Below are 25,099 nucleotides of genomic sequence, written 5' to 3' on the forward strand. Positions count from 1 at the left end.
AAAATCTGCCAATAACTATAATACCAAGTATTAATAAAAAATAAGGGTAAAGATTAGGTATCCTCCGCAAGATTAACACCATCCCAAAATCCTTAAAATATCTTACAATGGAACTCTGACTTTATGTTTGCTAATTATTTTTTTCTTCCCAAACTTTCATTAAATTATTGTGAAATTCCTTTGGCTTTTCGATTAAAATCCAATCAATTGAATGTGCAGGCGTTGGCAGTAACTTCTTACGACGCATTCTTATTTTTTCGTGATTTGTATAGTGAGGGTAAACTACAGTAGCCTTTGAAAAGCTGGTGGTACTACTTTTGAAAAATTGAATGTCTTCAATTTCATCCCAATAAACCTTATTTCCTTTTAAGTCGATTACAATTCCTTCATCATCCCAATAAAATCCTTTACCTTCAATTCTTTTTCTCCAAAGATAAATTGAAGAACCTATCGTGAAAGTTGAAAAAATAATCATCAAAATTGACACAATGGGGGCAGCCCTTAAAGCCATAATGGACAGTATAAACAATAATATTCCTGCAACCATAAAAACCAATATTAATAGCAGAGATATTCTGTACAATCTTACTTGTCCCACAAAATAACAACACCTTTTTAAATTTGATTTATAGATATTTTATCAGTTGTTCCTCTTCAATTAAACTGCCATTTAGTGCAATAAAAAAAGCTCTACTCCTTGTTGAAGTAAAGCTACCCTAAAGTTTAAGTACATTATTTCACAAACTTAATATTATTGTTTATTTATGATTCAAGAGATTCTTCAATTCTATCTAGCCATTCATTTACTAATGTGTTAAAAATTTTGGGTTGTTCAATTTGTAAATTTAATTACTTTTAAGAAGTAAAAGAAGCCAAGAATTACTGGATTGATAAGTCCATACCGGTATTTAAACGTATTTAACGAACGTAAACTGGATTAATGATCCTTCACATAATTTGTTCCCCTCTGGTAAATATTATATATGTTGTTAATCAAAGAAGGAGGAAGCTATATTATGGACTCAAAAAAGGCACAAGAAATATCGTCTTCATCGGTAATGGCCAATGTAACTTATAATGGAAAACAAATCTACATAGAACATGTGGATCAACAAAAAGGGATGGCCACAATTCATCCCCTTGATGAACCTAGTAAAAAGGAAACTGTTTCTGTAACCAATTTAATTGAACAATAAAATACTACAATAAAGAATAGAAGGATAACCTAGTAATGTTGTCCTTCTATTCTTTATTAGAAAAGACTTCTACATTAAATGATCATACTTTTATCAGATGTTAGTTTCCTCTATCTGTTGCACATGGTGGCTTTTCAAACCAGCCTTTCTCAATCATAATTTTTGCTGCATCTTGAACAAAACCCGAATTTTTAATTAAGGCATCAGCAAAGATTAGTGCCATATCATGTCTTCCATTTACGGCCATTGCATTTCCAAATGTTCTAATTTTCATTGTAAACATTTCCATCTTATGAAATAGCAGTAACTTATCAGAAAAAGGTGAAAAAGTAGATGATGATACTAAATCATCAAGAAAAGATGGTGTAGGCAAATTTACCTTATGTAGCTTCTTTAAGTAATCATCAGTATTTTTTGTTATAATCTTTTTTCCTTTTTCAAACAATTTTCGAATCTCTTCATCCTTTACTACTTGAGCAAATGCATTTATTAGTGCCCTACTCGTTGCATTATTTTCTAAAATATCGTAAAGATGTGTAATTTCTAATGCATGCAATGGTCGTACATGTCCAAAGAATCCGTTTAAAAAATCCTGATGAACAAATTCTACGTTTTCAGGAGTTGGAATTAACGGTGGTTTATTGATAAGTCCTTTATTCATTAATATTTCATTGATTTGTTCCATTAAATCCATAGTAGAATCCATACAATATCTAAAGAACTCTTTTACGTCCTTCCTATATACAAGAGGTATAGCTATATTATAAATACTCATTCCTGCTTTAGATGTATACTTTAAGTAATGAACATAGAATTCATCTTGAAATAATCGAGGAGCGTCTATATTTACGTCCTTTTCTGTTAATCCTTTTGGAATAGGGAAATTTTCTTTTGTGAAAATTCCTTCAATTGTGTTTATAATTTCTACACATAAATTTAATGCATTTTCTAATAAACTTTTAATTTCCTCGTCCTCAACGTTTTGAAGATAATAACTTAAAATGCATTTTCCCATACTGTTTCCCATATAGGTTGCCCAAAGTTTACCCATTTCTACTGATGTTAGTTTTTCTGTAGAGTTTGTTTTTTTTGAACCTAATTTTATTGGTTTAATCGTTTGCATGTTATCATCCTTTATTTCATTTTTTGCTTAGTTTCTTCCTCATTCGAAGTTATATTCTGAATTTAAATTTTATGATTTACACCACCCCGCGTGAAGGCTTTCGTCAGCCGAACTGATACGGTAAATTCTTACGACTTTTACTGAGCTTTTAACACAACTATTATTCTTACTATATTAAGTGCTATTCGACGCAGATAGATCCCTACAAGACGTTACTCTTTCATTTGACACTTCGATATAATCCTTCAATTCATGAGGGAATTGTCTAACTTTTATCTGAGTAATGTGACCAATCCCAAGTTAGGTTAGAAACGTTTCACACCATTAAATGGCTCTTTTCATGAAGAAAGACGCTTTCCTTATTTCAGAAAAGCGCCTGTTTGCGAAAAACTTTTTTGTTTATCATCTTTTGACTGAATATAAACAAAAACTATTTTGTTGAGCAGATTTTATAAAGATAGAATACATAATCAGTAGGTACACTTGAGTAACCCTGTTGACGTATCATCACCGTAAGATTTCCGCGATGATACGTTCCTTGGTTGATTATATGCTGAACCAATTTGGAAAGATGAGTATCTAAAAGTCCGATTTTAGGATGTTCAGGGAAAATCTCTTTATCCAAATCACTTTCATTGTTAAGAAATTCTTGATACTACTGTGACAAATGATGAAACAACATTTCCATTTCCTCAAAACCCTTATTCTTTGTTTTCTCTTGTGCCTAAGCGATGGAAGCTTGAATCTCATCCAGACTTTTTTTATGCATGCAGCAGATTTGATTATTTTACTGTTCTTTTCTTGAAAGATGAGATTCAAATAAATCTATAATTTCCAAAAATCTTTCAGCTTCTCTAAACGTATGATCTGCCAGAAGTGGATGAATATTGCTCTTAATACGACAAGCCTCTATTAAATCTCTTGCTGTTTTCTTAAAATCCCTTAACGAAGCTACTGAAACTCTGTTTTGATCCAAGAACTGATCCAGAATTGGTACAGTTTCAGATTGTGGGCGCATAGAATCCAAATCAACTGCCTGAAAAACCAATTGATCAAAATCATGGCTAAATTCTCTCGCCTGTTCCACTAACTTTCTTTCAGAAGGATCTAAAAGGTGTCCGATAAATTTGGCATGATCAGCCATAATCCGAAGAAAAAATAGATTTTCTTGAATAATTGTGTCAGGTTGGGGTGCAAGTTTTCCTTCATTGAGGTCTTTTAATCTGTTAGCAAAATAAGCTGCTTCTCTGCTGATATGGTCAACTAATAAAGGAAAGTTATTTGTACGGATTTCACAGCGTAAAGTTAAACCTAATACTTTTCTCTTATAACTCCAGATAGCAACAGCTGCTTGATAAACTTCAGTGTTAAAAGCTTGTATTTGGCGTATATCCGAGTTTACATTAAATCTTGCCAACTTTTCCTCTATTCGTTCGAAAAGAGTAATGAACTGTTTGGCTTCTGCAATCAATTGCGTCTGTTCATGAGTAAATCCTAAGCTTAAAAATAAAGCATGTTCCTTCATGATCCTAGACCAAAAACGAATTTCGTCCAATGATCGCATGACAATTGGATTAGCCATAATACCCACTCCTTATTACACTCTTTCCTCCCATATATATGCCAAATTATTTACAGTAATTCATACTATTATTGAACTAACCTGCTTCGTTACAGGAATAAGAAAAAGCGTCTCCACCTTATTGTAGAAACGCAGCCTATAGCTATCCAGTTAAACAAGATTTTTAGAAAATCCTACACTTTTATCCTTATACCCCATAATTAGATAAAATTGATGTGCCCCTTCTTATTAAAGAAAAGCCCCCGATTTTGGAATAAGAATATCAAATTTCTCTTTTAAGTTCGGTAGGAGTTTTTATTGAATTTTTTCCGAATAAATGCGATAAAAAATAATAATATCGGTATGATAATTTGTAATGGTATATGTTGATAAGGTTGAATAAATTTTAAACCCACTCCCCGTGCTTCCACATAATTATTTGAATATAAGAATGATAAGGGAACAATAATAGTACTGATTGCAAGCAGTATTGAACGTTGATCCTTTATATTAAATAATTGTGTGATACCAACAGAAGCTCCATACATCCACCCTCCAACCTTAAAAAACACACCTGCCACCATCATTAAAATAACCAATGCATCGAATCGTTCAAGAAAATCAGCGATAGAAACCAATCGTGTTGAAGACATAAGAGGATAAGGGTCCCTACTATAAATTTCTGGTCCTAAAACTGCAATGTTGATCATTGTATTAATGATTAACAAAATACCGCCAATCAAAATGACAGCCATGCCTACCTTTCTGGCATGGTGTTTTTTATTTAGAATTGGCAAAAACATTGTAATTATGATTGTTTCGCCAAATGGAAACGTAATAGCAACCGGAAAAACTTCCTTTAATACCGGTTTTACACCGTTACCTAATATAGGGGTAAGGTTAGATATGCTGAAGTCTTTAACAGTAAATAAAAGGATCCAAATCACGATAAGTGAGATAATATAAACCGGAAACACTGTTTCTCCCATACGGGCAAATACTTCCATACCTCCCCTAAGACAATAAATCATTAATATCATAAAGCTTACGGTTACAACCGGCATAGGGGTTTCAGTTAAAATGGTTGTGTAAATTAAATCACTGAAATCCCTGCATGCAGTTGAAGCAAGAAAAATAAAATAAAGGAGATAATACAAAATGATTGGGTATGCAAGATACTTCCCAATGATTTTTGGGATCATTTGAATTAATGTGTCACCTGGGTAATAATCAGATAATTTTACATAGATTAACATTAAAATTAATCCAAATAACATACCTAATAAAATTGTTATCCAGGCGTCCTGTTTTGCAGGTTGGCCTCCTCCAAAAATTAATTTATTTCCTATTTCAAATCCAATTATGACATAGAAAAGTTGAAGGGCACTTATTCTTTGCTGATTCATTTTACCTCCTAATAACAAGCTAATATTCTTCTTATAACAAGGAAAAGTCCATTTTTTAATTATTTCCCAATTTAAATATGTTATGTGAGTTATCATACCTTTCTAAGAATTTACGATTTTTATGCCAATCAATTGATTCATCTAATTTATAAGGATATTTTTGTAATGAATTTAGAATGTTCAACTTGATATTTAATAACTCTTATTCCATTAACTGGCCCTATTGTTGAACATAAGTTTAAGACCATTCTTCAATTAAACTGCTTCGTTACTTAAATAAGAAAAGCGATCCTCCATTATTGAAGCATCGCACCCATTACTTTAAGTGTAATACTTCACAATCTTTTAATTAGAACCATCTATAGAGCATCGTCCGAAGTAAGATCAAACTACTTAGTTGACTAATGCTACTTTATAACTTCCGACGAAGAAGGCACTTGAATTCAAATGCCTTCTTTTATTTATGGATTAGATAACTTTGTTTTGATGCATCCCTACCACCATTTTAAACGAACTTCTTTTTCAACTATCCTACCCGTTAGTCGAATAAAAAAAGGCTGCATTTTTAGCAGCCAGATCTTTAATGAAAGCATCCGTTAGCTGAAAAGAAGAACAGCTAATACATTTAATTTGGAGAATTAAGGTTCACCTTTCTATCTTTAACTGTTACCCTCTTTCTGTATTTTAATAATTTTTAAAACTAACCCTCTAGAGAAAACTCCCATTAAGAAAAAACCGAAAAACGAATAAACATGGCTCCATTTAAGTGATTTATAAAGGTTCAGCATTTCTGCAAGAGGTTCCCAGACGAAAGCAAAAATGAAAGACAAAATTAGAAGAACTATAGAAAAGGATTTCCAGCTTGAAAAATATTGATAAACTAACATATAAAGTATTGGGAGTAACGTATAATCTATCGGTACTAAAGGAGTACAAAGTGGAAGTAGGGTATCGGGATAAACCCACATTGAAAAATTCCAACCCAGGACATCAAGAAGAGTTGAAATAGAGATGATAAAAAATCCATATAATAAAATTTCTAAAATACGGCTTTTATCAACTATTTTCCACCAAAAAAACCACGGAACAATTGTCAAAGCAAGTAGAATCCACCATTTTAATGAAAGTACAAAATTATGTATCCAATAATCCATCATCATTTTATTTAACTCAATGGTATGTTGTTGTATTTCAATAGGTGTTGGAATTTTCTGCAAATATTGCACCTCCTATTTACTGCAGTTAGTTTTAACCCAAATTTTTGTCATTAAACATACTTTCATCGTACGAATTTCTACCTTCGTTTATATAAATATTCTATAGCTATTAGTGTAATCCTTCTTCAACTAAACTGCCCCGTTAGCTTAAGTGAATTACTTCACAAACTCTAAAAAAGGAAAAGCTTTATGTTAAAAGCTCCCCTTACACTTTTTTACTGAATCACAAACTCTCGATCTAGAATATTCACTTACCAGTTCATTTCTGACACTAATGGTTCAAAAAACTTACCGGATATATCTTGTTTAGAATACAAAAGCCAAGTATATATTCGTTTGGCTGCATCTTCTGGACTCATATCTGCATCATAAGCTCCGGAGGATGTCTGTAACTTACCCGGATGAATAGCTGTAACTGAAATAGGTATATCCTCTAACTCTTGGTCTAAACAAAGCGTAAGCATATTTTGTGCTGCTTTTGCAATCCGATATGAATACGAAAACTTACCTTTTGCAAATTCACCACCTGCCATCTTAGATAAAGAACCTAATCGTGATGAAAGATTAATAATACGAGGATTTGTAGATTTACGTAAATAAGTTAATGTTGCTTGTACAGTCCTAACTACTCCTAAGCAATGGACATTGTATAAATCCATCAACTCTTTTGTGCTTACTTTCTCAATTTCATATGTTTTTCCTGGTATACCAGCATTATTAATAATAATATCAAGATGATTAACATACGTTTTTATTTGAGATGTTATTTCTGCAATACTCTCATCTTTACTTAAATCTGCTAATATTGGGTGACATCTGTTAGGGAAGTTTTTGTTTAGGAAATCTAGTGATTCTTTCCTTTTAACAACTGGAAATACGATATGACCCTTTTCGAAAAATACCCGTACTAATTCTAAACCTAATCCTCGATTTCCTCCTGTGATCAATACATTCATTAAAATTCACCCTCCACTACAATTATCTATTTTTAATGGGCTATAATAAATAAATATATAAAGACTTTTGCTTTTGAATTACTTTTTCATACTTAAACTAAACTGCCCTTTAGTGCAATAGTACAATAAGAAAGTGCATTACTCCTTCTTGAAGTAATGCACCCGTTACTTTAAGTACTATACTTCACAATCTGCTTCGTTAATAAAACCAAAAAAGGCGATACCTTTAAAGAATCGCACTCATTTAGACTAGTTAAAATATATACTTGATTAAACGAATCATCATTCTTGGTATAAACATTAAGATGTTCCAAACTAATTCAAATAAGATTGAATCTCGAATTTCAATAAGTATGTCTTTAAAGGTGCCACCCTGACCATTCTTTTTTTTTGATTTTCATCCTCTATCTCCTAATAACTCAATATTTACTATTATGACCCGATTTTCTAAAAAACTATTTCGATTATCCTTTCTGTTAGTACAACAAGAGCTGTCAAAATAACAGTTCTGATCTTCAGTATGCACCCGTTAGTTCAGTAAGGAAATGATTTCAATACTCAACAATATTGAGCCATTGACCATCAGGACCAATAGTTATGTGAGGGATTTGATTCGATTCAAATATCTTGTAAATATCAATGTTTTTCTTGTTTATGTTACTTAAATGTTGAGATACATCGAACTCTGAAAAAACTAAATAATCCATTGTTGTAGACCGTAAATAAAACTCGTAAATATATTGTTTTGTACTATCCTTTACATACCCTAAAAAACTTATGGTTCTTGGGAAAATACGTATTAAAGGGAATGGAATCTTATTTACTAATAAAAAATCATTCGAAAGTTCATTTAATAGTTCCTCTTCATATTCAGGAATAATAGCATAAATATAACATTCCTGCTTATAAATGCCATTGATAATCTCAACAAACTCCTGTTCATCAATTTCCTCATCAAGCAATATTTCCCTTACCTTTGGAACGCTTTCCAATCAAATCACCCCTTTGTTACAATTATTCAATTAAATTGGAGGTGATTCTTTCTTAAACTAAACTGAACCGTTAGTTAAATAACAAATTCAATTTCTAAAAAGAATTGAACCTAGCTACGATAGACTTCTCCTTTACTAGTCTAATTGAGTGTTTATTTATTTTATAAATCATAACAATTAAATAAATGACATAAAACTGGATGTACGATCTGGTCTTGCTTTATATTTTTTATTTAATGTTAGGGAGTATTTTACTTGCTATAAATTGCGAATCATTTCCTTTATTTCATCACGTTTTTGAATGGTTGTATCGTTTTCATTTGGGAAAATCGCTATAGCACCACCGTCATTTTCAATATCAACTAGTAAATCGTCTAAAAAATTCGAAAGTGGTATGTTGAAAGCTTCGTATGACTCATTTAGATTGGCAGCCTCCATTTCAGCAAAGCTTCGACTTGGCCAAACAGGGAGTAAAAAGGGATAGTCTCCATCATCATCTTCTAATAGTAATAAGTCGCCATTTTCGTCCCGTAGTAACCACACCTGTTCATCCGTTGCAACCATACCATAAAAATATGCAAGTCGCTTTTCAGCAGGACGGTTTAAAATAAATCGTTTAATTAATTTCATATATGTCATTCCTTTACGATAATTATTAAAAAATATACTAAGTAAAATGAAAGTTGTTATATTTTCAAGGAGAATTATACCATTTCTTCTTCAACTAAACTGCCTTCTTTACTTCAATAAGAAAGTGCATTAGCCATTCATGCAGTAATAATTCGTCGCTGCACCACAGAGAATGAAAATATGTTGAATTGTCTATACTGATTCTTAATCTAGTCAACCCAATCCATAGATTATTAATTTTAAGCTATCTCCATCTTTTTTAACGATTGAGATGGGTTTTCTTTTGTATTGTCATTTTTCGGAGTTATAGAAGTAAAGTTTATTTTCAGGATAGTTGAATATTGTTCATCATAATTTTAACATAAATATCCAATATACCTGCTATTTAATCAAATGACATATCACTTTTAACAAAACAACTAGCAAGCGTTTTAAAATACCAATTAGTAAGGTGACAACAACTATAGGCAACGTATGAATTAGTATGATAATAGATATGCTATTTACATCGATGTACATTGTATCTATTTAATAAAAATAAACCCCTTATATCTGTTTGTTTTGTATCGTAGCCAGTACAAATACTATACTACCTTCATAGAATATATTATCTACTAGAAGAAGGAGGGATATTTTATATGAATGACAATGATTATAACCATAGTGATAAAAACAAGAAGAAGTGCAATTGTAAGTCCATCTTAAAAAAACTTCTACTACAAAGTATCAAAAACTCATTAGATTCGTACTCTAACTCAAACTCCAACCCAAACTCTGATAGTCAATCAAGTTCACACAAACAAAGCCAAAAGAAAAAGAAATGTTGCTGCTGTTAATGTTTCCACGCTAATGAAGATCCTTTAACATGTGACAGATCATGACGATTACCTCTGGTAGAATGATAGAGTATATTTCCGGAGCTGAAAACTCTCAGGTTCAGCTCTAGTGTTTTTTTATACCAATATGTATAAATTACATGTAGTTTTGAAAAATATTATGTAAAACGAAAAGTATTAATCCATCTTGAATTAAAGGAATCCGTAAGTTGAATAGATGTGTTGAACTCTTTTGTGTAGTCAATCGAAAAAGGCAGGTTCTTGAGGATTATTCTTATGTTTAAATGCTAACTCAATTTGTGATTTCGTATTACGTTCAATTGATAGTCTTGGTAGTTCATTTTCGGCAAAAAAGGCAACTTCACTTGTTTCTATTCCTCCCTTTGGTTCTCCGCCAATTATTTCACAAAGGATAAATATTTTATAAACGTGATTAGGGGAAGGAGGATGCGGGTGACATTTCTTATCGAGTACACCCAACAACTTGATTGGTTTCACATCAAATCCTGATTCTTCCTTTACTTCTTTAACTGCTACTTCACTGGGGGTTAATCCTATGTCAGCCCAACCACCAGGTAAAGCCCAATTACCATCAGTTTTTTCTTTTACCATTAATATTTTATTGTCCCTAAAGATAACAGACCTAATATCTACTTTAGGTGTTGCATAACCAGTTTCATTGGCAAACAAACCTCTTATTACTGATTTATCCATATCAGTGTGTTGTGACAATATTTCAATGCTTATATTCCTTATTTCTTCAAATCTTTCTAAGTCATAAACATCTTTTGAATAAGTTAATCCTGCCTGTGCAATAGATTGAAGTTGTTTTGCCCATTCAAGCCATTTCGTTTCCATATATCATCACCACCACCAGTACATAATAACTAATATTACCAAACAATTCTAAAAACCAATAGTACAATCTGCAACTAATCTTCCACTGTAATTTTCTAGACGTCTAGAACTTTATTTACACCAAAACTCATGAATACATCTCCTTTATTGTTCTCACAAATTAAAGTTTATTTATTACTATTACTGTATTCTATTTCCACTACTTTTTTCATTCATCCTATGTTTTGCATCTTATTAAAAAAGCGTATCTGCTTATTTGTGCTCTCTATTTTTTAAAAGAATAAGAAGGTTTTTCTTTGTTATTCTCCTTTTTCGGAGTTACAGAAGTTTATTTTAATGGCAGTTGGTGCACAAATAAATCAACACTCTCTTTCTTTATCATTAATTGATTTAAATAAACTTGAAAACATGTAAGTCCTTAGAACCTAAGTTTTTGTTCTAATACACACTTCTGACGCAAGTGATGACGGAAATGCATGTTTACTAGATCGTACCACTCTCTCGCGTTAAGCCAGCCAAAGCCCTCATGTTTAACTTTGTAATTTGTATTTATAGTATCTACTTTAGATTCCCATAGTATCAACCTCTGAAGTACCTGATCTAGTCTACCTATAAGGATTTCTTTACTATCCGAATTGCTTGGTGGGGTATTTAATTCGTCCGGTAACTTGATTTTTATTGGCGGGAATCCTCCAATACTATATAATTGCTCACCAAACTCCGTTTTCCCAAGCTTTTGCTCTACCTCTGCTGCTGCACAAGTTTCCACATTGTCAAGGTACTCATGAGCAACGAGGATCAAATGATCGTACATTTGACCGATAGACCAAACTCCTTCATCTGTTATAAATCTTAGTTGCTCCAAAGAATAGTTTTGCAGATAGCTTTTGTATGTTTCAATCACTTTTAAATTACACAATTCCATCACTCCCTTATCACTTTAATACATATTAATGTCTCTTGATGTGTAAGCATTGTTTCTAATCTATTAGTTCTCTATTAATAGTTAAATCCCTTTCCTTTATAACCTGTCTATCCCTCCTAATTGTCTGGTATCCATCTGGTTATCAACCATTAGAATATTTACATTTCTTTTTCTTTGAATTACGTATAAATTCCTTCTTTTTCAGCTAACCTTGCTTCGTTATAAAGAAAAATGTTCTAATAAGAGAAACTATTTATTTAATAAAGACGTTAGCCCATTTTGCTCCTTCTCTTATCTTTAGAGTACACTCTGATAAAGAACTACCCCTAAAAATATCCACCCATAAAATTCATCATAAAAAAGAAGCCTCTCTCAAAGGCTAACGGGTTCTGTTTCCTATCACAAAACGTTAATTTACAGTTGAAAAATATAAAGTATAATGTATATCAAAATGCACCGCAATCTGTGGTGTTTTTTGTTTTCAAAAATAAAATAACCCAGATCGATATGATATGAACTGAGCTATTCTCTGTATTTAAATTTGTTGCTTCTTCAACTAACGCACCCGTTAGTTGAAGAAGGACTAAAGAATAATTCATTTACTACATATTATTTCTCTTGTAGCAAATATTAAACTTATAACTAATTATAAGGACAATTTGATTATGACTGGTAAGATAGAAGCTATTCTGTGGAGTATAGCTCTCCCAGGCTTTGCTCAATTTTTAAACAAAAAATTTGTTAAAGGTATTGTTTTTATTTTTTTGGAGTTCCTCGTTAATGTTAATAGTCATTTTAACATAGTGATTTTGTATAGCTTTCAAGGAAATACTGGAGAAGCTATCGAATCAACAAATTTTCAATGGCTAATGTTCTATCCCTGTCTATATATGTTTGCTATGTGGGATGCATATAAAGATGCAGAAGGAGAAACTCCTCCTTATTCATATCTTCCTTTTGTATTTGGTACTTATTTTGTAACAATTGGGCTTATGTACTCTTCTTCACTAAAATTCGGACAAATATTACTTGGACCTGTTTGGCTTCCAATTTTGTTTTTAATCCCAGGTTTATTGTTTGGAAATTTTATAAAGTGTATGTTAATGCGAATTAAGGGTCTAAGAAAGTAGTTATTGTTTGTAGAAAATACAATAAATGGAGGCTTATAATATGACTCAAAAAAAGTCTTTAAGTTCAAGTGAATTAGGAACATTGTGGATGACCTATCAACAAAAAACAATGACACAGAGAATACTTGAATATTTTATAGAACAAGCGGATGACAATCGAGCTAAAGAGATTATGCAAGATACTCATACGAAAATTATTAACTATCTTGAAACTATAAAAAACATCTTCAAAAATGAAGGTGCTGTTATTCCTGTGGGATACATAGAGAAAGATGTTAATATTGGTGTGCCTAAGCTGTATGACAATATGTTTGATATTATGTTTCTTCGTCTACTCAAAGAAATAAGTATGGGATTACATACTCTCCATTTAAATATGGCATATCGCAAAGATATAGTTCTTCTTTATAAGGAATTAACATCATTTACCCAAAGTGTTTACGATGAATGTGTGGACTATTTGCAAGAGAAAGATGTTTTACCACGACCTCCTGCTGTAACTATGCCAAAGACTGTGGAGTTTGCAAAAGGAACCAATTATATGAGTGGCTTTAACTTGTTTTCTGAAAAGCGAGCATTGAATACAGTTGAAATAGCACATTTATACCAATCAATTGAAGCAAATATTATTGGAATGCAAATGATTACGGGGTTTGCACAAGTAGCAAATGAACCTGAAGTAAAAAAATACTTCATAAAAGGAAAAGAATTGGCGAAAAAAATTGTAACTGACAATACGCAATTATTACTTCAGAGTGATATTCAACCACCTTCAACGTGGGGCGCAAATGCAACAGACTCAAAGGTAGCTCCTTTTTCAGATAAATTAATGATGTACTGTACGAGTCTGTTTTGTAGTTTTGGTTTAGGAAGCAGTGCTATAGGAACAGCATTTAGTTTACGAAGTGACCTCCCATTAAAATTAATTAGTGAAGCAAAAGACATATTAACTTATGGGCAGGATGGTGGAAAAATTATGGCGAAAAATGGTTGGCTCGAAGAGCCACCTCAAATGCAGGATAGGAACAATTTAACTAAATAATAAAGCTGAAATCACTGAAATAATACAAGAACTCCTAACTATTCAGGAGTTCTTATGTATTATTGAACCTAGAAAAAAACGTTTGTATATATTTAAATAATCTTAATCTTTGCTTTCTTCTACTCCTTCTTCAACTAGTCGAGTAGAAGAGAACCTCTCCACCTTACGGTGAATGTGTTCTCCCCCCTCACAGAACCGTGCTTGCGCTACTCACGCACACGGCTCCTCCTAGTTACCATTCACAAATTATAGCTAACTTTTTAATATTTAATATTGCTATTTCTGCTATCCTTACTAGTCCTGTTTCCATTTATAGTTCCTACCTCTGTGTGTAGGTCTACCTCTGAGTGTAGTAAATGTGTCCCTAGCAAGGGAGGTAACTGGTAGCTAGCCTTTCCTCCATCGGCATTACCCAACTTCATTGGTACTACGCTGCTATCCGACTCCCTACCTGGCATTTGGTTTCCTTACTTTTTATCGCTTGTACACCATACTCTTCTAAACTAGAAAAGACCGATAGGGTCTCCCGAGTTGCCGTATCATATCAATGTGTTACGTGCCAAGGTCTCTGACCCCAGAGAGGTTTCATTCTTCTTGCCATTACGAAGAATGAAATGTTGCTTTCTGTCGCAGTTAAAACATCAGCCCTCTCGATTTACTAACATTATGGGGCTCAATCCCTTCAACCATTTGGCTTTCGGCCCGCAACCTAACTGTCTACGCTTAAAGACTAAAGTTACCTTTAGCCCTCCAAGACTCGCTACGAGTGAATGGCTAGTTCTTGCTCGACGGGAATCCCACCCGCTATATGATACGACCTAGGCTCGGCCGCACAACTGCCCGTTACTTGAAGAAGGAAAAAGCCACTTTGATGGCAGCTGATCTGTAACTCTTGCACCCGTTACTTGAATAAGAACTATTTTACATAAGACAAATATTGTGCATCAAGAAGTATGTAGTTTCAACAAAAAAATCCAGTTTTAATCTCTGGATTTTGGACTTGTTATGAATAATTGGTATCCATAGATTATAAATGCATAACAAATAGAAGTATAAAAAATGTGTTTTGGCTTAAAATTGACTAATTTGTAAATCTTTAATTTTTGAAACACCCAATTGGCAGGAAAAGCAAGAAAGGAATCCATCAAAATATTAGTCAAAGCATAGAGCCAAAATTTCCCGAAAGTGAAACGAAAAATCCAAATCGTACCTACAAAAAATGGTCCAAATATAAAACTTAATTCAGTAAAAGCTTTATTTAGCAATCCACCTTTTACTGTCCACCATTTAAATGGGTAAGATAAAATACTTTCAACTAATACCAATAATGAAGCAAAACTTGCAACAGGCGTATACTTTTTAAACTCATTTTTTGGAATAAAGAAAACGGTTAACCAAGGAATCAAAAAAAGTCCAATTCTAATTATTGCAGCTAACATTTGTCTTACTCCTTACTCGTTTTTTTTATCTTGCTATAAACTGGTAAAGAATATGTATTTGCTTCTTTATTCTTCGAAAATATTGTGCCTATTCAAGTAAACTGCCCGTTACTTGAATAAGAAAAAAGCTTTACTGCTTGTTTAAGTAAAGCACCCGTTAGTTCAACAAAACCTATCCTTAAATCCACTCTTTTCCATGTTCACGAATGAATTTAATATCGTTTTGGTAATGTTCAAGATGTCCTTCATCTATCATTTTTTGAAAAGCAATATCGACTTCGTTGGTTTTTCTTTTAATTGTTTTACATAACCCTTCTAATCGTAGCAAAACCATTTCCAAATAATCTTCTTCTATTCCTTCACCGTAAGATTCAAAAAACAATCTTACTCTTTGTTTTATACGGTTGGCGTGTTGTAATGAATTATAATAAACTTTCTCACCTGTTTCAGAAAGATAAAATCTACTTAAAGGGACGCAAGTATAAAGAGTATAAGCTATGTCCCAAAGTCTTGGACCAGGTCCAGTAACATTAAAATCAATAATACCTGAATCAAACTCTTGAGTAAAGGAACCTATAACTCGCGTAAGATAATATTTTCCTGGATTTTGACTTATCCAATATTCTTCATTTAGATATGTAAAACTGTATTCTTCTCCGATTGCTATGCCTTCTTGGAACTCAATAAACTCTTTTAAAGTCATCTTCCCACCACCTGTATCGTTTTTAAAAAATTATACTTTTTCTTCAACTATCCTGCCCTTTAGTTCAATAAGAAAGAGCATTTCCCCTTCTTAATTAATGCACCTGTTAGCTTAATAGCGTCTAAAGGTATCCAATCCAATTATGTCCATCTGCAAATTGTGTTTTTAAAGATGACTTAAGCCACTCTCTTTCCTCCAAAACTAAATGTGGTAGTATATTTTGAAAGTCTTTAAAGTCCTTTTCTCTGATTTCTGAAGAGCCTGCTTTATAAAGGAGTTGGACTTCTGGTTTTATATACGGTATGCCATCGTTTGTCCTTAGAAAAAGCTTGTTTTTGGCTCCTTTAATTGATTTTTCTCTTCTGTATATCCATTCATTATTTTCACTATTAACTATCATAATTTGAAATGACCAAGGTGCATCTGTATTTCTACTAACCCAAACATCATTTATAGACGTTAAAAACTCTCCAGCTTCCCAAGGTATCAGCTTTCCATTTTGTGCTTTGTATAACACCCAGTTTTCCTTTAGAGATTGGTATAAAACTTGTTGTTCATACCTATAAATAACCACGTCTATATCACTATGTTCTCTAGTTTGTTTTCCAAGATGTAAATCTAACGCCCAACCTCCAGCAATACACCACGAAATTGGGATTTCAGCGAATATATTATTTATTTCAGTAACCGAAATTGGCATCCAATTATCTAAATCTGTTCTCACACATATTCCCCCTACTTTCCTATTCCGCTTAGTTCACTATACTGCCCCTTTAGCACATTAAGGCGAGTTTAAAATTTAAACCGAAGGCTCAGTTTTGGTCCCTTGATGAAAAACCATTTTCCATACACCCTCATTTAGCTTCCATATAGAACTACGTAAGGAATTTTGGTTACTAATTTCATTGAAAATTCGGTATGTGGCTAACACAATATCAGCCGATAAAGGGTGAACCTCAAAATCACTCAATTTCATTTTAACAATTCCTATTCCGTCATCAGTAATATCTTCATCCTTATACAAAACCTTACCTGAACTTCCAAATTCAAAGAAATCATCAGACAATAATTTTTTTAGCTCAGCTCTTGATGAACGTACTTCTGGATTTAATAGATTCTCCTCTAACTGTCTTATATGGTCTTTTAGATTATTATCTGTTTTCATTTGGAATGTCTCCTTTACAACGATTAGTAAACTAATTCAACAAAAAAGAGCACTAATCCTCTTTAGATTATGCTCCAATTGTTATTAAGCTAATGCACCCGTTAGTTTAACAAGAAAAGAATACATTCCATAGTAACCCGTCTTTTTGTAACAAAAGAAAAAGAACCACTCCTTCATATTAGGAATAGTTCCCTTCAATTTATTTTTACTTAACAATAAGAACCGGGCATTTAACTCTTTTAACTACTTTATGACTTACACTTCCTAGTACCATTTCTTGTAAAGAATTTAGACCTCGACTACCTATAATCACTAAATCAAAATTTTCTTTGTTTGCATAGACTACTATTGCTGGACCTGATTCTCCGTGTAACAATTTAAGATTATAAGACAAATTACTTGATTTCAGCTGTTCTTCAATAGGTAAGAGTTTCTTTCGTCGTGACAGTTCTAATTCTTCTTTTCCTTGAGAATGAAGAACTTCATCCTTTGATTTTGAATAATCAACGACATAAACTATTTCAATAGTACAATCATTGACCAAAGCAGCAATCTTAATTGCTTCTTTCGTTGCTCGTAAAGAATGTTCCGAGCCATCTACTGCTAATAAAATGTTTTTGTACATTATTTCCACTCCTGATAAAGATTAATGTCCAGATACTTTTGGGTTTGGTTGATTATATACAGCTAGTTTTTCAACTAGTCTTTTACTAGCAGAATTTAACCCTTTTATGTTAACTGTATTATGATTTTCACGGTATTTTAAAACTACTTTATCAATAGCTCCAACGGCTGAGTCGTCCCAAATATGTGCCTCAGAAAAATCAATAATGATATTTTTGCCTTTAACGGTAAAATCAAATGATTCTACAAACCCTTCAACAGATGCAAAAAATAATTGGCCTTCTGCATCAAAAGTTATATTTGTATGATTATTTTGTTCTTTTACTTTTATAGTTGAGATTTTAGCAACAAAGAAAATAGCACTTAAGATAACCCCTGCTATAACTCCTTTTGATAAGTCGTGTGTTGCAACAACGATAACAACTGTTACTAACATTACTAATGCATCTGTCTTTGGAGCCTTAGCTAAATATTGGAACGATGACCAATCGAAAGTTCCAATAGAAACCATAATCATAATACCTACGAGAACAGGCATTGGTATTTGTACAACTAAATCCCCTAAAACAATAATTAAAAAAATTAGAAATAGACCTGCAATTAAAGTAGAGAGTCTTCCTCGACCACCTGATTTCACATTAATTACAGATTGCCCAATCATTGCACAACCTGCCATACCACCAAAGAAACCTGCAACAATATTGGCAACACCTTGTCCCCTAGATTCTTTATTTTTATTACTTTCAGTTCCTGTCATATCATCTACGATTGATGCAGTTAATAGAGATTCCAATAAACCTACAATCGCTAATGAAAGCGAATAAGGAAAGATAATTTTAAATGTTTCGAATGAAAATGGTACAACTGGAATCAAAAAGCTTGGTAAAGATTGTGTTATAGAACCTAAATCTCCGACTGTTCGTAAGTCTGCCCCCGTAAATATTGCAACAGCCGTTAAAACAACAATTGCTATTAATGGTGCTGGGATTGATTTAATAAATCTAGGTACAACATAAACAATGACCAACGTAATTCCAACAAAAAAGTAAGTTAAAGAGGAAATACCGAGAAAATGTGGTACCTGAGCCATAAAAATAAGAATCGCTAATGCATTAACAAATCCAATCATTACAGCTCTTGGAATAAACTTCATTAACTTTGCTATTTTAAAAACACCAAAAAGTACTTGTATAACACCGGTTAAAATAGTAGCTGCTAAAAGATAATTCAGTCCGTGTTCTTTTACTAAAGGAACCATTAATAAAGCCATAGCACCGGTTGCAGCTGAGATCATCCCTGGGCGACCACCTACAAATGCAATAATTACTGCAATACAAAAAGAAGCATATAATCCAACCATTGGGTCTACACCAGCAATGATGGAAAAGGCAATTGCTTCTGGAATTAAAGCTAGAGCTACTACAATACCAGCAAGCACATCTCCTCGAATATTGGAGAACCATTCTTGTTTTATTTTTTCAACCACTTTGTACACCTCAATCCTTTATTTTTAACTTGTGCTTTACAAGTCAATTCGATTTCAATAAAAGTAGTCTAACACCATTTATCCCAAAATGGAACCATTTTGGAACTTTTTATTTTAGTGAAAATTATGGTATGATGATGTTAATATGCAACAGTAAGGGAGAGTCTAAATGTTAATTGGGTATGTTAGACCGAATGAAGATGACCTTAATTGTGAAAATCAACTAAAAAAATTAAAAGAAATTAATTGTGAAACAATTATCTCTGAAGCACACTCATCAGCTAAAAATAGAACACAACTTAACAACATAATGAACAATCTCAACAAAGGCGATAAAGTAGTTGTAACAAAGCTATTCACTTTTGCTGACTCTACACGTCATCTTGTGGATCTATTAGAAATATTAGAAGCTAATAAAGCTTATCTTCAATCTCTTTATGAGGGTATTGATACAAGTAATAAATCTGGATATCAGTTCAATGAAATAGTTAAACACCTTGTAGAATTCCAGTCTGATATGATAAGTGAAAAAACAAAAAAGGGATTGTCTGAAGCAAAACAGAAAGGGATCACTACGGGTCGCCCTAGAAAACCTGATGAAAATGTACAACGTGCTATTATTATGTATCAAAGTAAAAATTATAGTCTAGCTGAAATTAAAGAACAAACAGGAATCAGTAAATCCACTTTATATAGATATTTAGAACATTAATCACGTTTTTCTAAAAAAGCATCTAAAATAATCTTATAAAAAAACAGGATCCATCTAGGACCCTGTTTTTATTTTAACAAAACTTGTAAAATAGCATCTCTTCTTGTCAAAGAAACAAACCCGTTTGTTGAAGAATTGTAAATAAATAGGTAATTTTGGGACATCGCTGCTATTCTTGTAGAAATAAACTGCTCCTTTAGCTCAATAAGAAAAGGCTGCTTTTTGTGCAGCCAGATTTTTAACGAAAGCACCGTTAGCTTAATAAGGAGTGAAATGCTTCATCGTTTAAAGAAGTTGTCCGTGTAAGATACGGGATAAGATAAAAACAATTCCCCCAACAATCAGTAACTTTATATATTTTGATTTACTTTTCTTTTCTTTACTTTTCTTATTTTTCGTGTCTATAATCCACATATTTATGACGCTAATAAACATCAGTAAAACACCTAAAAATGCCAGTAAATAAAATAAAAACCCCTGCATCAAATCACCTCTACTGCTAGATTACCCAAACTCATCTATTCAACTAAACTGCCCTTTAGTACAATAAGAAAGTGCATTCCCTCTTCTTGAAGTAATGCACCGTTAGCTTAATAATTATATTGTCTTTTTTGATAGTAATTACCGATAAAATAGCTATAAATTATCCCGATAAAAAAGGAATTACTGATCCTCCTGCTTCGAACCTTGTTGAAGTTTCTTCGTAAAAACTATACATGAACAATTTAATATTAAACAAATATCCAATAAATAAAAGTAAACTGCTTACAATGATAAATGATATTAAACCTACAAATAATGTTTTTATCAAAACTACACCTTCACTCTCATCATTAGAATTTTGGGACTATAAAAGTCTCCAATTTTTACATATTTTTCATTATCTGAGAAAAGAATAAGAACACTTAACAATTACGTATATATTGGAGGATGAACCTTGGAGACGAATAACCCAATTCGATTAACTGCTCCAGAAATTGCGAGCCTTTGGACTCAATACATTTTTGATACAATGTCCATTTGTTTTTTTCGTTATGCACTTGAGCATATCGAAGATCACGATATCAAATCGATCTACCAAACTGCCTTTGGATTATCAAAAAAGCATGTTCAAGAAATTACAGAATTCATGTTAAAAGAAAATTACCCGATTCCACATGGGTTTACAGAAAAAGAAGACTTAAACATTAACGCACCTCGTCTTTTTCAAGACCCTTTCTACCTAAATTATCTGTATATCATGACTTTGCAAGGGTTAACTGGATACTCTTTGTCAGTTAGTACATCTATTCGATCTGACTTACGGAAGTATTACATAACCTGCATGACCGAAACGATGATGCTTTTCGATCAATCCATTGATGTAATGCTTACGAAAGGACTTTTCACACGACCTCCTATTATTTCACCACCCGATTCTATCGATTTTGTTAAACACCAAAGTTTTTTAACTGGATGGTTGGGAGAACGTCGACCGCTGAATGTTATGGAAATTGGAGATATTACTTTCAACATGGTTAAAATGCATTTACATGCTGCTTTAAAGGTGGGATTTACCCAAGTAGTTCAATCAAAAGAGGTTCGTCAATATATTAAGAGAGGACTAGACATTTCCAATAAACATATAGAAATATTTGAATCGGTATTTCATGAAGAGAAATTAAATTCACCTATTTCTTGGCAATCGATGATTACTAACTCTACTTCTCCGCCATTTTCAGATAAATATATAATGTACCAAATTCAATTATCTACACAATTATCCATTGCATATTATGGTTCTGCTTTGAGTGTCAATTCAAGGAGAGATCTAGGTGCTCATTACATTCGACTAACTATAGAACTTATACATTTTGCAGAAGACGGTGCAAACCTGATGATAAAAAATGGATGGTTAGAGCAGCCTCCAACAGCGAGTGACCGCGATTCGCTTGCAAAGGAAAAGGGCGATAAATAAATAATATTTCAGAAATTTATGTTAATAATTAATTCAATAGAGTTATAACTATCATACTAAGGGAGTTGAAGGAGCAAATTCAAAGTTAAACAACTTTATTAGTTTTTAAAAGACTTTATGTAAATGAAACAACTATTGTCATTGAACAGATTGCTAGAATAACAAAGAGGCTGACTCAAAAGGTCGTTTAATAACGACTTATTCGAGTTAGCCTCTTTTTTTGCCGATAATTAGCTTATGTTAACTGGCAATGTATATTGAATCTATCTTATTACACTAAAGCACCCTTTAGTTTAAGTGTACCACTTCACAAAGTTTTTTACAGTACGTTTAGTTAGTTAAAATTCTATAAATATCTAGTTGATTTTTAATATATAATCAGTTATTCTGATTATATGTTGAGCTGATTAATATTTGGAGGTGTCATAAATTATTGGAAAAATGGAATCAATCTTATGGTTTTTTATTTGGAAAAATCCTTCAGCAAATGGAAGCTAAATTTGCTGAAGAACTTGTCCCTTATGACATTAATGCTAGACAATATGGGGTTCTCTTATTTATTGAAGGAAATCCTTACTCTTCACAAAAAGATATTTCTGACAATCTGCAAATCGATCGAACAACAATGGTAAGTCATATCGACCACTTAGAAGACTTAGGGTTTGTGGAGAGAACAAGGAATCCTAATGATAGAAGGTCCTATAGCCTTTTAATTACAACCAAAGGAAAAGATGTATTGGATTCACGTTGGGAATCTTTAATCCATACGGAATTAGAAGTCTTATTCCCTTTAAGCGACCAAGAAAGACACTTATTGAAGGAGTTTCTTGTTAAAATTTGGAGTACACTATAAAACTGGAGGTAACAAATTATGAATGCACTTGATTATTTTAATGCACGTCTAGAAGCAACAATTAGCCCTATGGATTATTTAAAATTGGCACAAGTCGATCCAGATAAGCACTTTTTAATTGATGTAAGAAATGGTCCTAATCACGTAAGAAATTTAACAATTAAGGATGCCCATGTCATTCCCCAACAAGAGCTACATAATCGTTTACATGAAATACCGAAAGATAAGGAAATTATTGTTTACTGTTGGGATGTCTGGTGTAACACAGCTGCCAAAGTAGCAAAATTCTTGTTAGAACGTGGCTATAAAGTGAAAGAGTTAACCGGGGGTATTGCGGCATGGAAAGAAATGAACTTTCCTTGTTCGGATTTGTCTCAAAATGTTAACATGTCTGATAACTGTGGGTGTTGACTCTGGTGCAATTGAATAGGTATTGGATTGGCGTTGCTTCACGAGACCATGTTGAGAGTGGAGTTCAAGATGGGTTTGCACAACTTTGTCATGGCAAACCAGAACCTTTAAAAAATATGAGTAACGGAGATTGGATTATTTATTATTCTCCCAAGGTCAACTATAAAGAAAATACGCCACACCAGAAATTTACCGCTATCGGAAGAGTTATCGATGATATTATCTTTCAGGTTGACTCTGGAAATAATTTCTTTCCTTTCCGAAGAAATATAGACTTTATTTCTTGTAACGAAACACCTATTCAACCATTAATTCCTCAACTATCTTTTATTAAAAGTGCAAAATATTGGGGCTATTCTTTTCGATTTGGGCATTTGGAGATAAATGAAAAAGATTTCACACTAATTGCAGAAAGAATGATTAATGAAAGAGGAGGTTAGAATATTCTAACCTTTTTCTGCTATATTCACAAATACCATATATCTTATTAAGCTAACCTGCTCCTTTAATTGAAGAAAAAGCGATACCTCTATATAGAGGAGTAACTTCAGTAAAACAAATAAGAAAACCAAAATACACCTTCAAATTAGTGTTTCTAAATATCAACAACCATATTTAAAATTCCTTTTACCCATTCGGAATTTTCTTCTACTCCATATTTTTCACAAAGATTCTTATGTGTTTTAATAAATTCAGGGACAATACTTTTCATTACTTTTAGTATGTCATTTGGTTCTCTACTACTATGCCATTGTGCTAAAAGTAATAATTGCTTGGCATTTAGTTTACTTCTTTTCCCTTCTAGTTTTGCCCAATCTCCATGTGAATTAGGTTGTATTCCTATTTCCATATACCAAGCTGTAGTCATAGACAATCTTAAATTATCTACACAGTGTAGAGCATAGTAAATTTCGTTTCTCATTACCCTTCGATAGGCTTCATGAATATGAGCAAAAAATTTGGTTCTCCAAATCTCTACTTCTTCAACAGTAGGAATGTAGGATAAAGCCATTGATTCGTTCAATATTTCTTTTATCAATCCTGTAGAATCATGTACTATTTTAATATTTTGATACCATACTGACGGTTTAATATCATTGAGTTTATAATAAAAGCTATCCACTTTTATAAAAGTAGAATAATGAGCAATACTATGAGTTGCCCAAGGGAAATCTTCAAAAAATAGAACATTACCCCAATTTTTCGCTCTCTGCTTCTTGTTTATTCTATATTCCTCAAACACTTCATCCTTAACTACAATACGAAGGTCTATATCCGAATATAAGTCAGTGTTTTGATTTCCGATTGAACCACCATAAAATACAGCTAATACGTTTCTATCATTTTTCAAATCTAATTCAATTGCTGCTATTAAGTCTTTACGATGTTTTGGAATATCCAAGTCTCTTGCTTTGTATTTAGCTTCTAATCCCACACATAACAAACCAGCTCCTTATTTTGGAAGTATTTCTATAATTCGTTGAGTGGGTTTATAATTCCTTCTTGAACTAAACTGCCACGATAGTTGAAGAATAAAAACATATTAATTAACCTTTTTTCCTTCCAATGTAAAGTAAGTGAGAGGATATTCCAAGGATATAAGGGAATAGCGATGATTCAATTACCTTTTATTTCATTACGTCCTATCTTATGCAGAAGGTATCCTGTTGTAATTGTTAAAAACATTATGATAAAAGCACTTGCAATATGATTGAGTCCATAATACTGCTCAAAACCATCCAAAATACCAGAATAAATCCCTGCCATAATTCCGGTTAAAATAAGTTTATCTATCCTTACGTAAAATTTCTTCTCCTTTCTAATCTCTTAAATAAAGGTAACTATTAATAATAACTGTATATTAACATAAAGCCATA

The 25,099-nt window shown here is 32.5% G+C and carries 25 protein-coding genes and 2 pseudogenes; 8 read left to right on the forward strand and 19 right to left on the reverse strand.

Annotated features, from left to right (window positions below; all coding sequences use genetic code 11):
- Positions 1-130 precede the first annotated feature (130 nt).
- The gene (locus I7822_RS29725; protein ID WP_307847682.1) at positions 131-598 is read right to left on the reverse strand and encodes a hypothetical protein; all 468 of its coding nucleotides are present in this window, start codon (positions 596-598) and stop codon (positions 131-133) included.
- Between the two features lie 418 nt (positions 599-1,016).
- Between I7822_RS29725 and I7822_RS05240 the strand changes: the two genes are divergently transcribed.
- Positions 1,017-1,196 (forward strand): small acid-soluble spore protein H, encoded by a 180-nt coding sequence (locus I7822_RS05240; protein WP_207975784.1) that lies wholly within the window; start codon positions 1,017-1,019, stop codon positions 1,194-1,196.
- A gap of 100 nt (positions 1,197-1,296) precedes the next feature.
- Here the strand turns inward: I7822_RS05240 and I7822_RS05245 are convergent, their stop codons facing one another.
- From I7822_RS05245 to I7822_RS05290, 10 genes and pseudogenes are all read right to left on the reverse strand, one after another.
- Complete coding sequence (locus tag I7822_RS05245; RefSeq protein WP_207975786.1) at positions 1,297-2,319, reverse strand: DUF3231 family protein; 1,023 nt, start codon at positions 2,317-2,319, stop codon at positions 1,297-1,299.
- Positions 2,320-2,749: 430 nt separating this feature from the next.
- Positions 2,750-2,962: pseudogene (locus I7822_RS29730) on the reverse strand (DinB family protein); the annotation flags it as partial.
- Between the two features lie 144 nt (positions 2,963-3,106).
- A complete protein-coding gene (locus I7822_RS05255) occupies positions 3,107-3,901 on the reverse strand; it encodes a DUF2935 domain-containing protein (protein WP_207975788.1) in 795 nt (264 codons plus the stop codon).
- A gap of 275 nt (positions 3,902-4,176) precedes the next feature.
- Complete coding sequence (locus tag I7822_RS05260; protein ID WP_207975790.1) at positions 4,177-5,286, reverse strand: GerAB/ArcD/ProY family transporter; 1,110 nt, start codon at positions 5,284-5,286, stop codon at positions 4,177-4,179.
- A gap of 659 nt (positions 5,287-5,945) precedes the next feature.
- Entirely contained in the window at positions 5,946-6,503 is a 558-nt protein-coding gene (locus tag I7822_RS05265) for a CBO0543 family protein (protein WP_207975792.1), read from the reverse strand.
- A gap of 251 nt (positions 6,504-6,754) precedes the next feature.
- Positions 6,755-7,459, reverse strand: a complete 705-nt coding sequence (locus tag I7822_RS05270) for an SDR family NAD(P)-dependent oxidoreductase (RefSeq protein WP_207975794.1) — start codon at positions 7,457-7,459, stop codon at positions 6,755-6,757.
- A 551-nt stretch (positions 7,460-8,010) separates the two neighbouring features.
- Positions 8,011-8,451 (reverse strand): hypothetical protein, encoded by a 441-nt coding sequence (locus I7822_RS05275; RefSeq protein ID WP_207975796.1) that lies wholly within the window; start codon positions 8,449-8,451, stop codon positions 8,011-8,013.
- A 258-nt stretch (positions 8,452-8,709) separates the two neighbouring features.
- Entirely contained in the window at positions 8,710-9,081 is a 372-nt protein-coding gene (locus tag I7822_RS05280; RefSeq protein WP_207975797.1) for a DUF2750 domain-containing protein, read from the reverse strand.
- Positions 9,082-10,157: 1,076 nt separating this feature from the next.
- Positions 10,158-10,775 carry an NUDIX hydrolase gene (locus tag I7822_RS05285; protein ID WP_207975799.1) on the reverse strand — a complete coding sequence of 206 codons (618 nt, stop codon included), beginning with the start codon at positions 10,773-10,775 and terminating at the stop codon, positions 10,158-10,160.
- 418 nt (positions 10,776-11,193) lie between these two features.
- Positions 11,194-11,700 (reverse strand): DinB family protein, encoded by a 507-nt coding sequence (locus I7822_RS05290; RefSeq protein WP_307847683.1) that lies wholly within the window; start codon positions 11,698-11,700, stop codon positions 11,194-11,196.
- A gap of 665 nt (positions 11,701-12,365) precedes the next feature.
- On the opposite strand from I7822_RS05290, the gene I7822_RS05295 reads away from it, so the two are divergent.
- Positions 12,366-12,830 (forward strand): hypothetical protein, encoded by a 465-nt coding sequence (locus tag I7822_RS05295; protein ID WP_207976309.1) that lies wholly within the window; start codon positions 12,366-12,368, stop codon positions 12,828-12,830.
- Between the two features lie 40 nt (positions 12,831-12,870).
- Positions 12,871-13,872 carry a DUF3231 family protein gene (locus I7822_RS05300; RefSeq protein WP_207975803.1) on the forward strand — a complete coding sequence of 334 codons (1,002 nt, stop codon included), beginning with the start codon at positions 12,871-12,873 and terminating at the stop codon, positions 13,870-13,872.
- Positions 13,873-14,852: 980 nt separating this feature from the next.
- Here I7822_RS05300 and I7822_RS05305 read toward each other — a convergent pair.
- From I7822_RS05305 to I7822_RS05330, 6 genes and pseudogenes are all read right to left on the reverse strand, one after another.
- Positions 14,853-15,311 carry a hypothetical protein gene (locus I7822_RS05305; protein ID WP_207975806.1) on the reverse strand — a complete coding sequence of 153 codons (459 nt, stop codon included), beginning with the start codon at positions 15,309-15,311 and terminating at the stop codon, positions 14,853-14,855.
- Positions 15,312-15,489: 178 nt separating this feature from the next.
- Positions 15,490-15,864 (reverse strand): annotated as a pseudogene (locus I7822_RS05310) (aminoglycoside phosphotransferase); the annotation flags it as partial.
- A 271-nt stretch (positions 15,865-16,135) separates the two neighbouring features.
- Positions 16,136-16,738 (reverse strand): nucleotidyltransferase domain-containing protein, encoded by a 603-nt coding sequence (locus tag I7822_RS05315; protein ID WP_207975808.1) that lies wholly within the window; start codon positions 16,736-16,738, stop codon positions 16,136-16,138.
- 75 nt (positions 16,739-16,813) lie between these two features.
- Positions 16,814-17,179: a nuclear transport factor 2 family protein gene (locus tag I7822_RS05320; protein ID WP_207975809.1), complete on the reverse strand. Its 366-nt coding sequence runs from the start codon at positions 17,177-17,179 to the stop codon at positions 16,814-16,816.
- Between the two features lie 205 nt (positions 17,180-17,384).
- Entirely contained in the window at positions 17,385-17,804 is a 420-nt protein-coding gene (locus tag I7822_RS05325; RefSeq protein WP_207975811.1) for a universal stress protein, read from the reverse strand.
- Between the two features lie 21 nt (positions 17,805-17,825).
- Positions 17,826-19,289 carry a SulP family inorganic anion transporter gene (locus I7822_RS05330; protein ID WP_207975813.1) on the reverse strand — a complete coding sequence of 488 codons (1,464 nt, stop codon included), beginning with the start codon at positions 19,287-19,289 and terminating at the stop codon, positions 17,826-17,828.
- Positions 19,290-19,458: 169 nt separating this feature from the next.
- Between I7822_RS05330 and I7822_RS05335 the strand changes: the two genes are divergently transcribed.
- On the forward strand, positions 19,459-20,001 hold the full coding sequence (locus I7822_RS05335) for a recombinase family protein (RefSeq protein WP_207975815.1): 543 nt from the start codon (positions 19,459-19,461) through the stop codon (positions 19,999-20,001).
- 285 nt (positions 20,002-20,286) lie between these two features.
- On the opposite strand, the gene I7822_RS05340 is transcribed toward I7822_RS05335, so the two are convergent.
- Positions 20,287-20,484, reverse strand: a complete 198-nt coding sequence (locus I7822_RS05340; protein WP_207975817.1) for a hypothetical protein — start codon at positions 20,482-20,484, stop codon at positions 20,287-20,289.
- 454 nt (positions 20,485-20,938) lie between these two features.
- Here I7822_RS05340 and I7822_RS05345 point away from each other — a divergent pair, with 454 nt between their 5' ends.
- From I7822_RS05345 to I7822_RS05360, 4 genes are all read left to right on the forward strand, one after another.
- Complete coding sequence (locus tag I7822_RS05345; RefSeq protein ID WP_207975819.1) at positions 20,939-21,958, forward strand: DUF3231 family protein; 1,020 nt, start codon at positions 20,939-20,941, stop codon at positions 21,956-21,958.
- Positions 21,959-22,391: 433 nt separating this feature from the next.
- Entirely contained in the window at positions 22,392-22,811 is a 420-nt protein-coding gene (locus I7822_RS05350; protein ID WP_207975821.1) for a MarR family winged helix-turn-helix transcriptional regulator, read from the forward strand.
- Positions 22,812-22,829: 18 nt separating this feature from the next.
- On the forward strand, positions 22,830-23,222 hold the full coding sequence (locus I7822_RS05355; RefSeq protein WP_207975823.1) for a rhodanese-like domain-containing protein: 393 nt from the start codon (positions 22,830-22,832) through the stop codon (positions 23,220-23,222).
- A 5-nt stretch (positions 23,223-23,227) separates the two neighbouring features.
- Positions 23,228-23,662, forward strand: coding sequence for an EVE domain-containing protein (locus I7822_RS05360; RefSeq protein WP_207975825.1), 435 nt, complete (start codon positions 23,228-23,230; stop codon positions 23,660-23,662).
- 155 nt (positions 23,663-23,817) lie between these two features.
- On the opposite strand, the gene I7822_RS05365 is transcribed toward I7822_RS05360, so the two are convergent.
- On the reverse strand, positions 23,818-24,657 hold the full coding sequence (locus I7822_RS05365) for an aminoglycoside 6-adenylyltransferase (RefSeq protein WP_207975827.1): 840 nt from the start codon (positions 24,655-24,657) through the stop codon (positions 23,818-23,820).
- Positions 24,658-25,099 lie beyond the last annotated feature (442 nt).

The organism is Metabacillus bambusae, from assembly GCF_017497975.1.
Lineage (GTDB): Bacteria > Bacillota > Bacilli > Bacillales > Bacillaceae > Metabacillus > Metabacillus bambusae.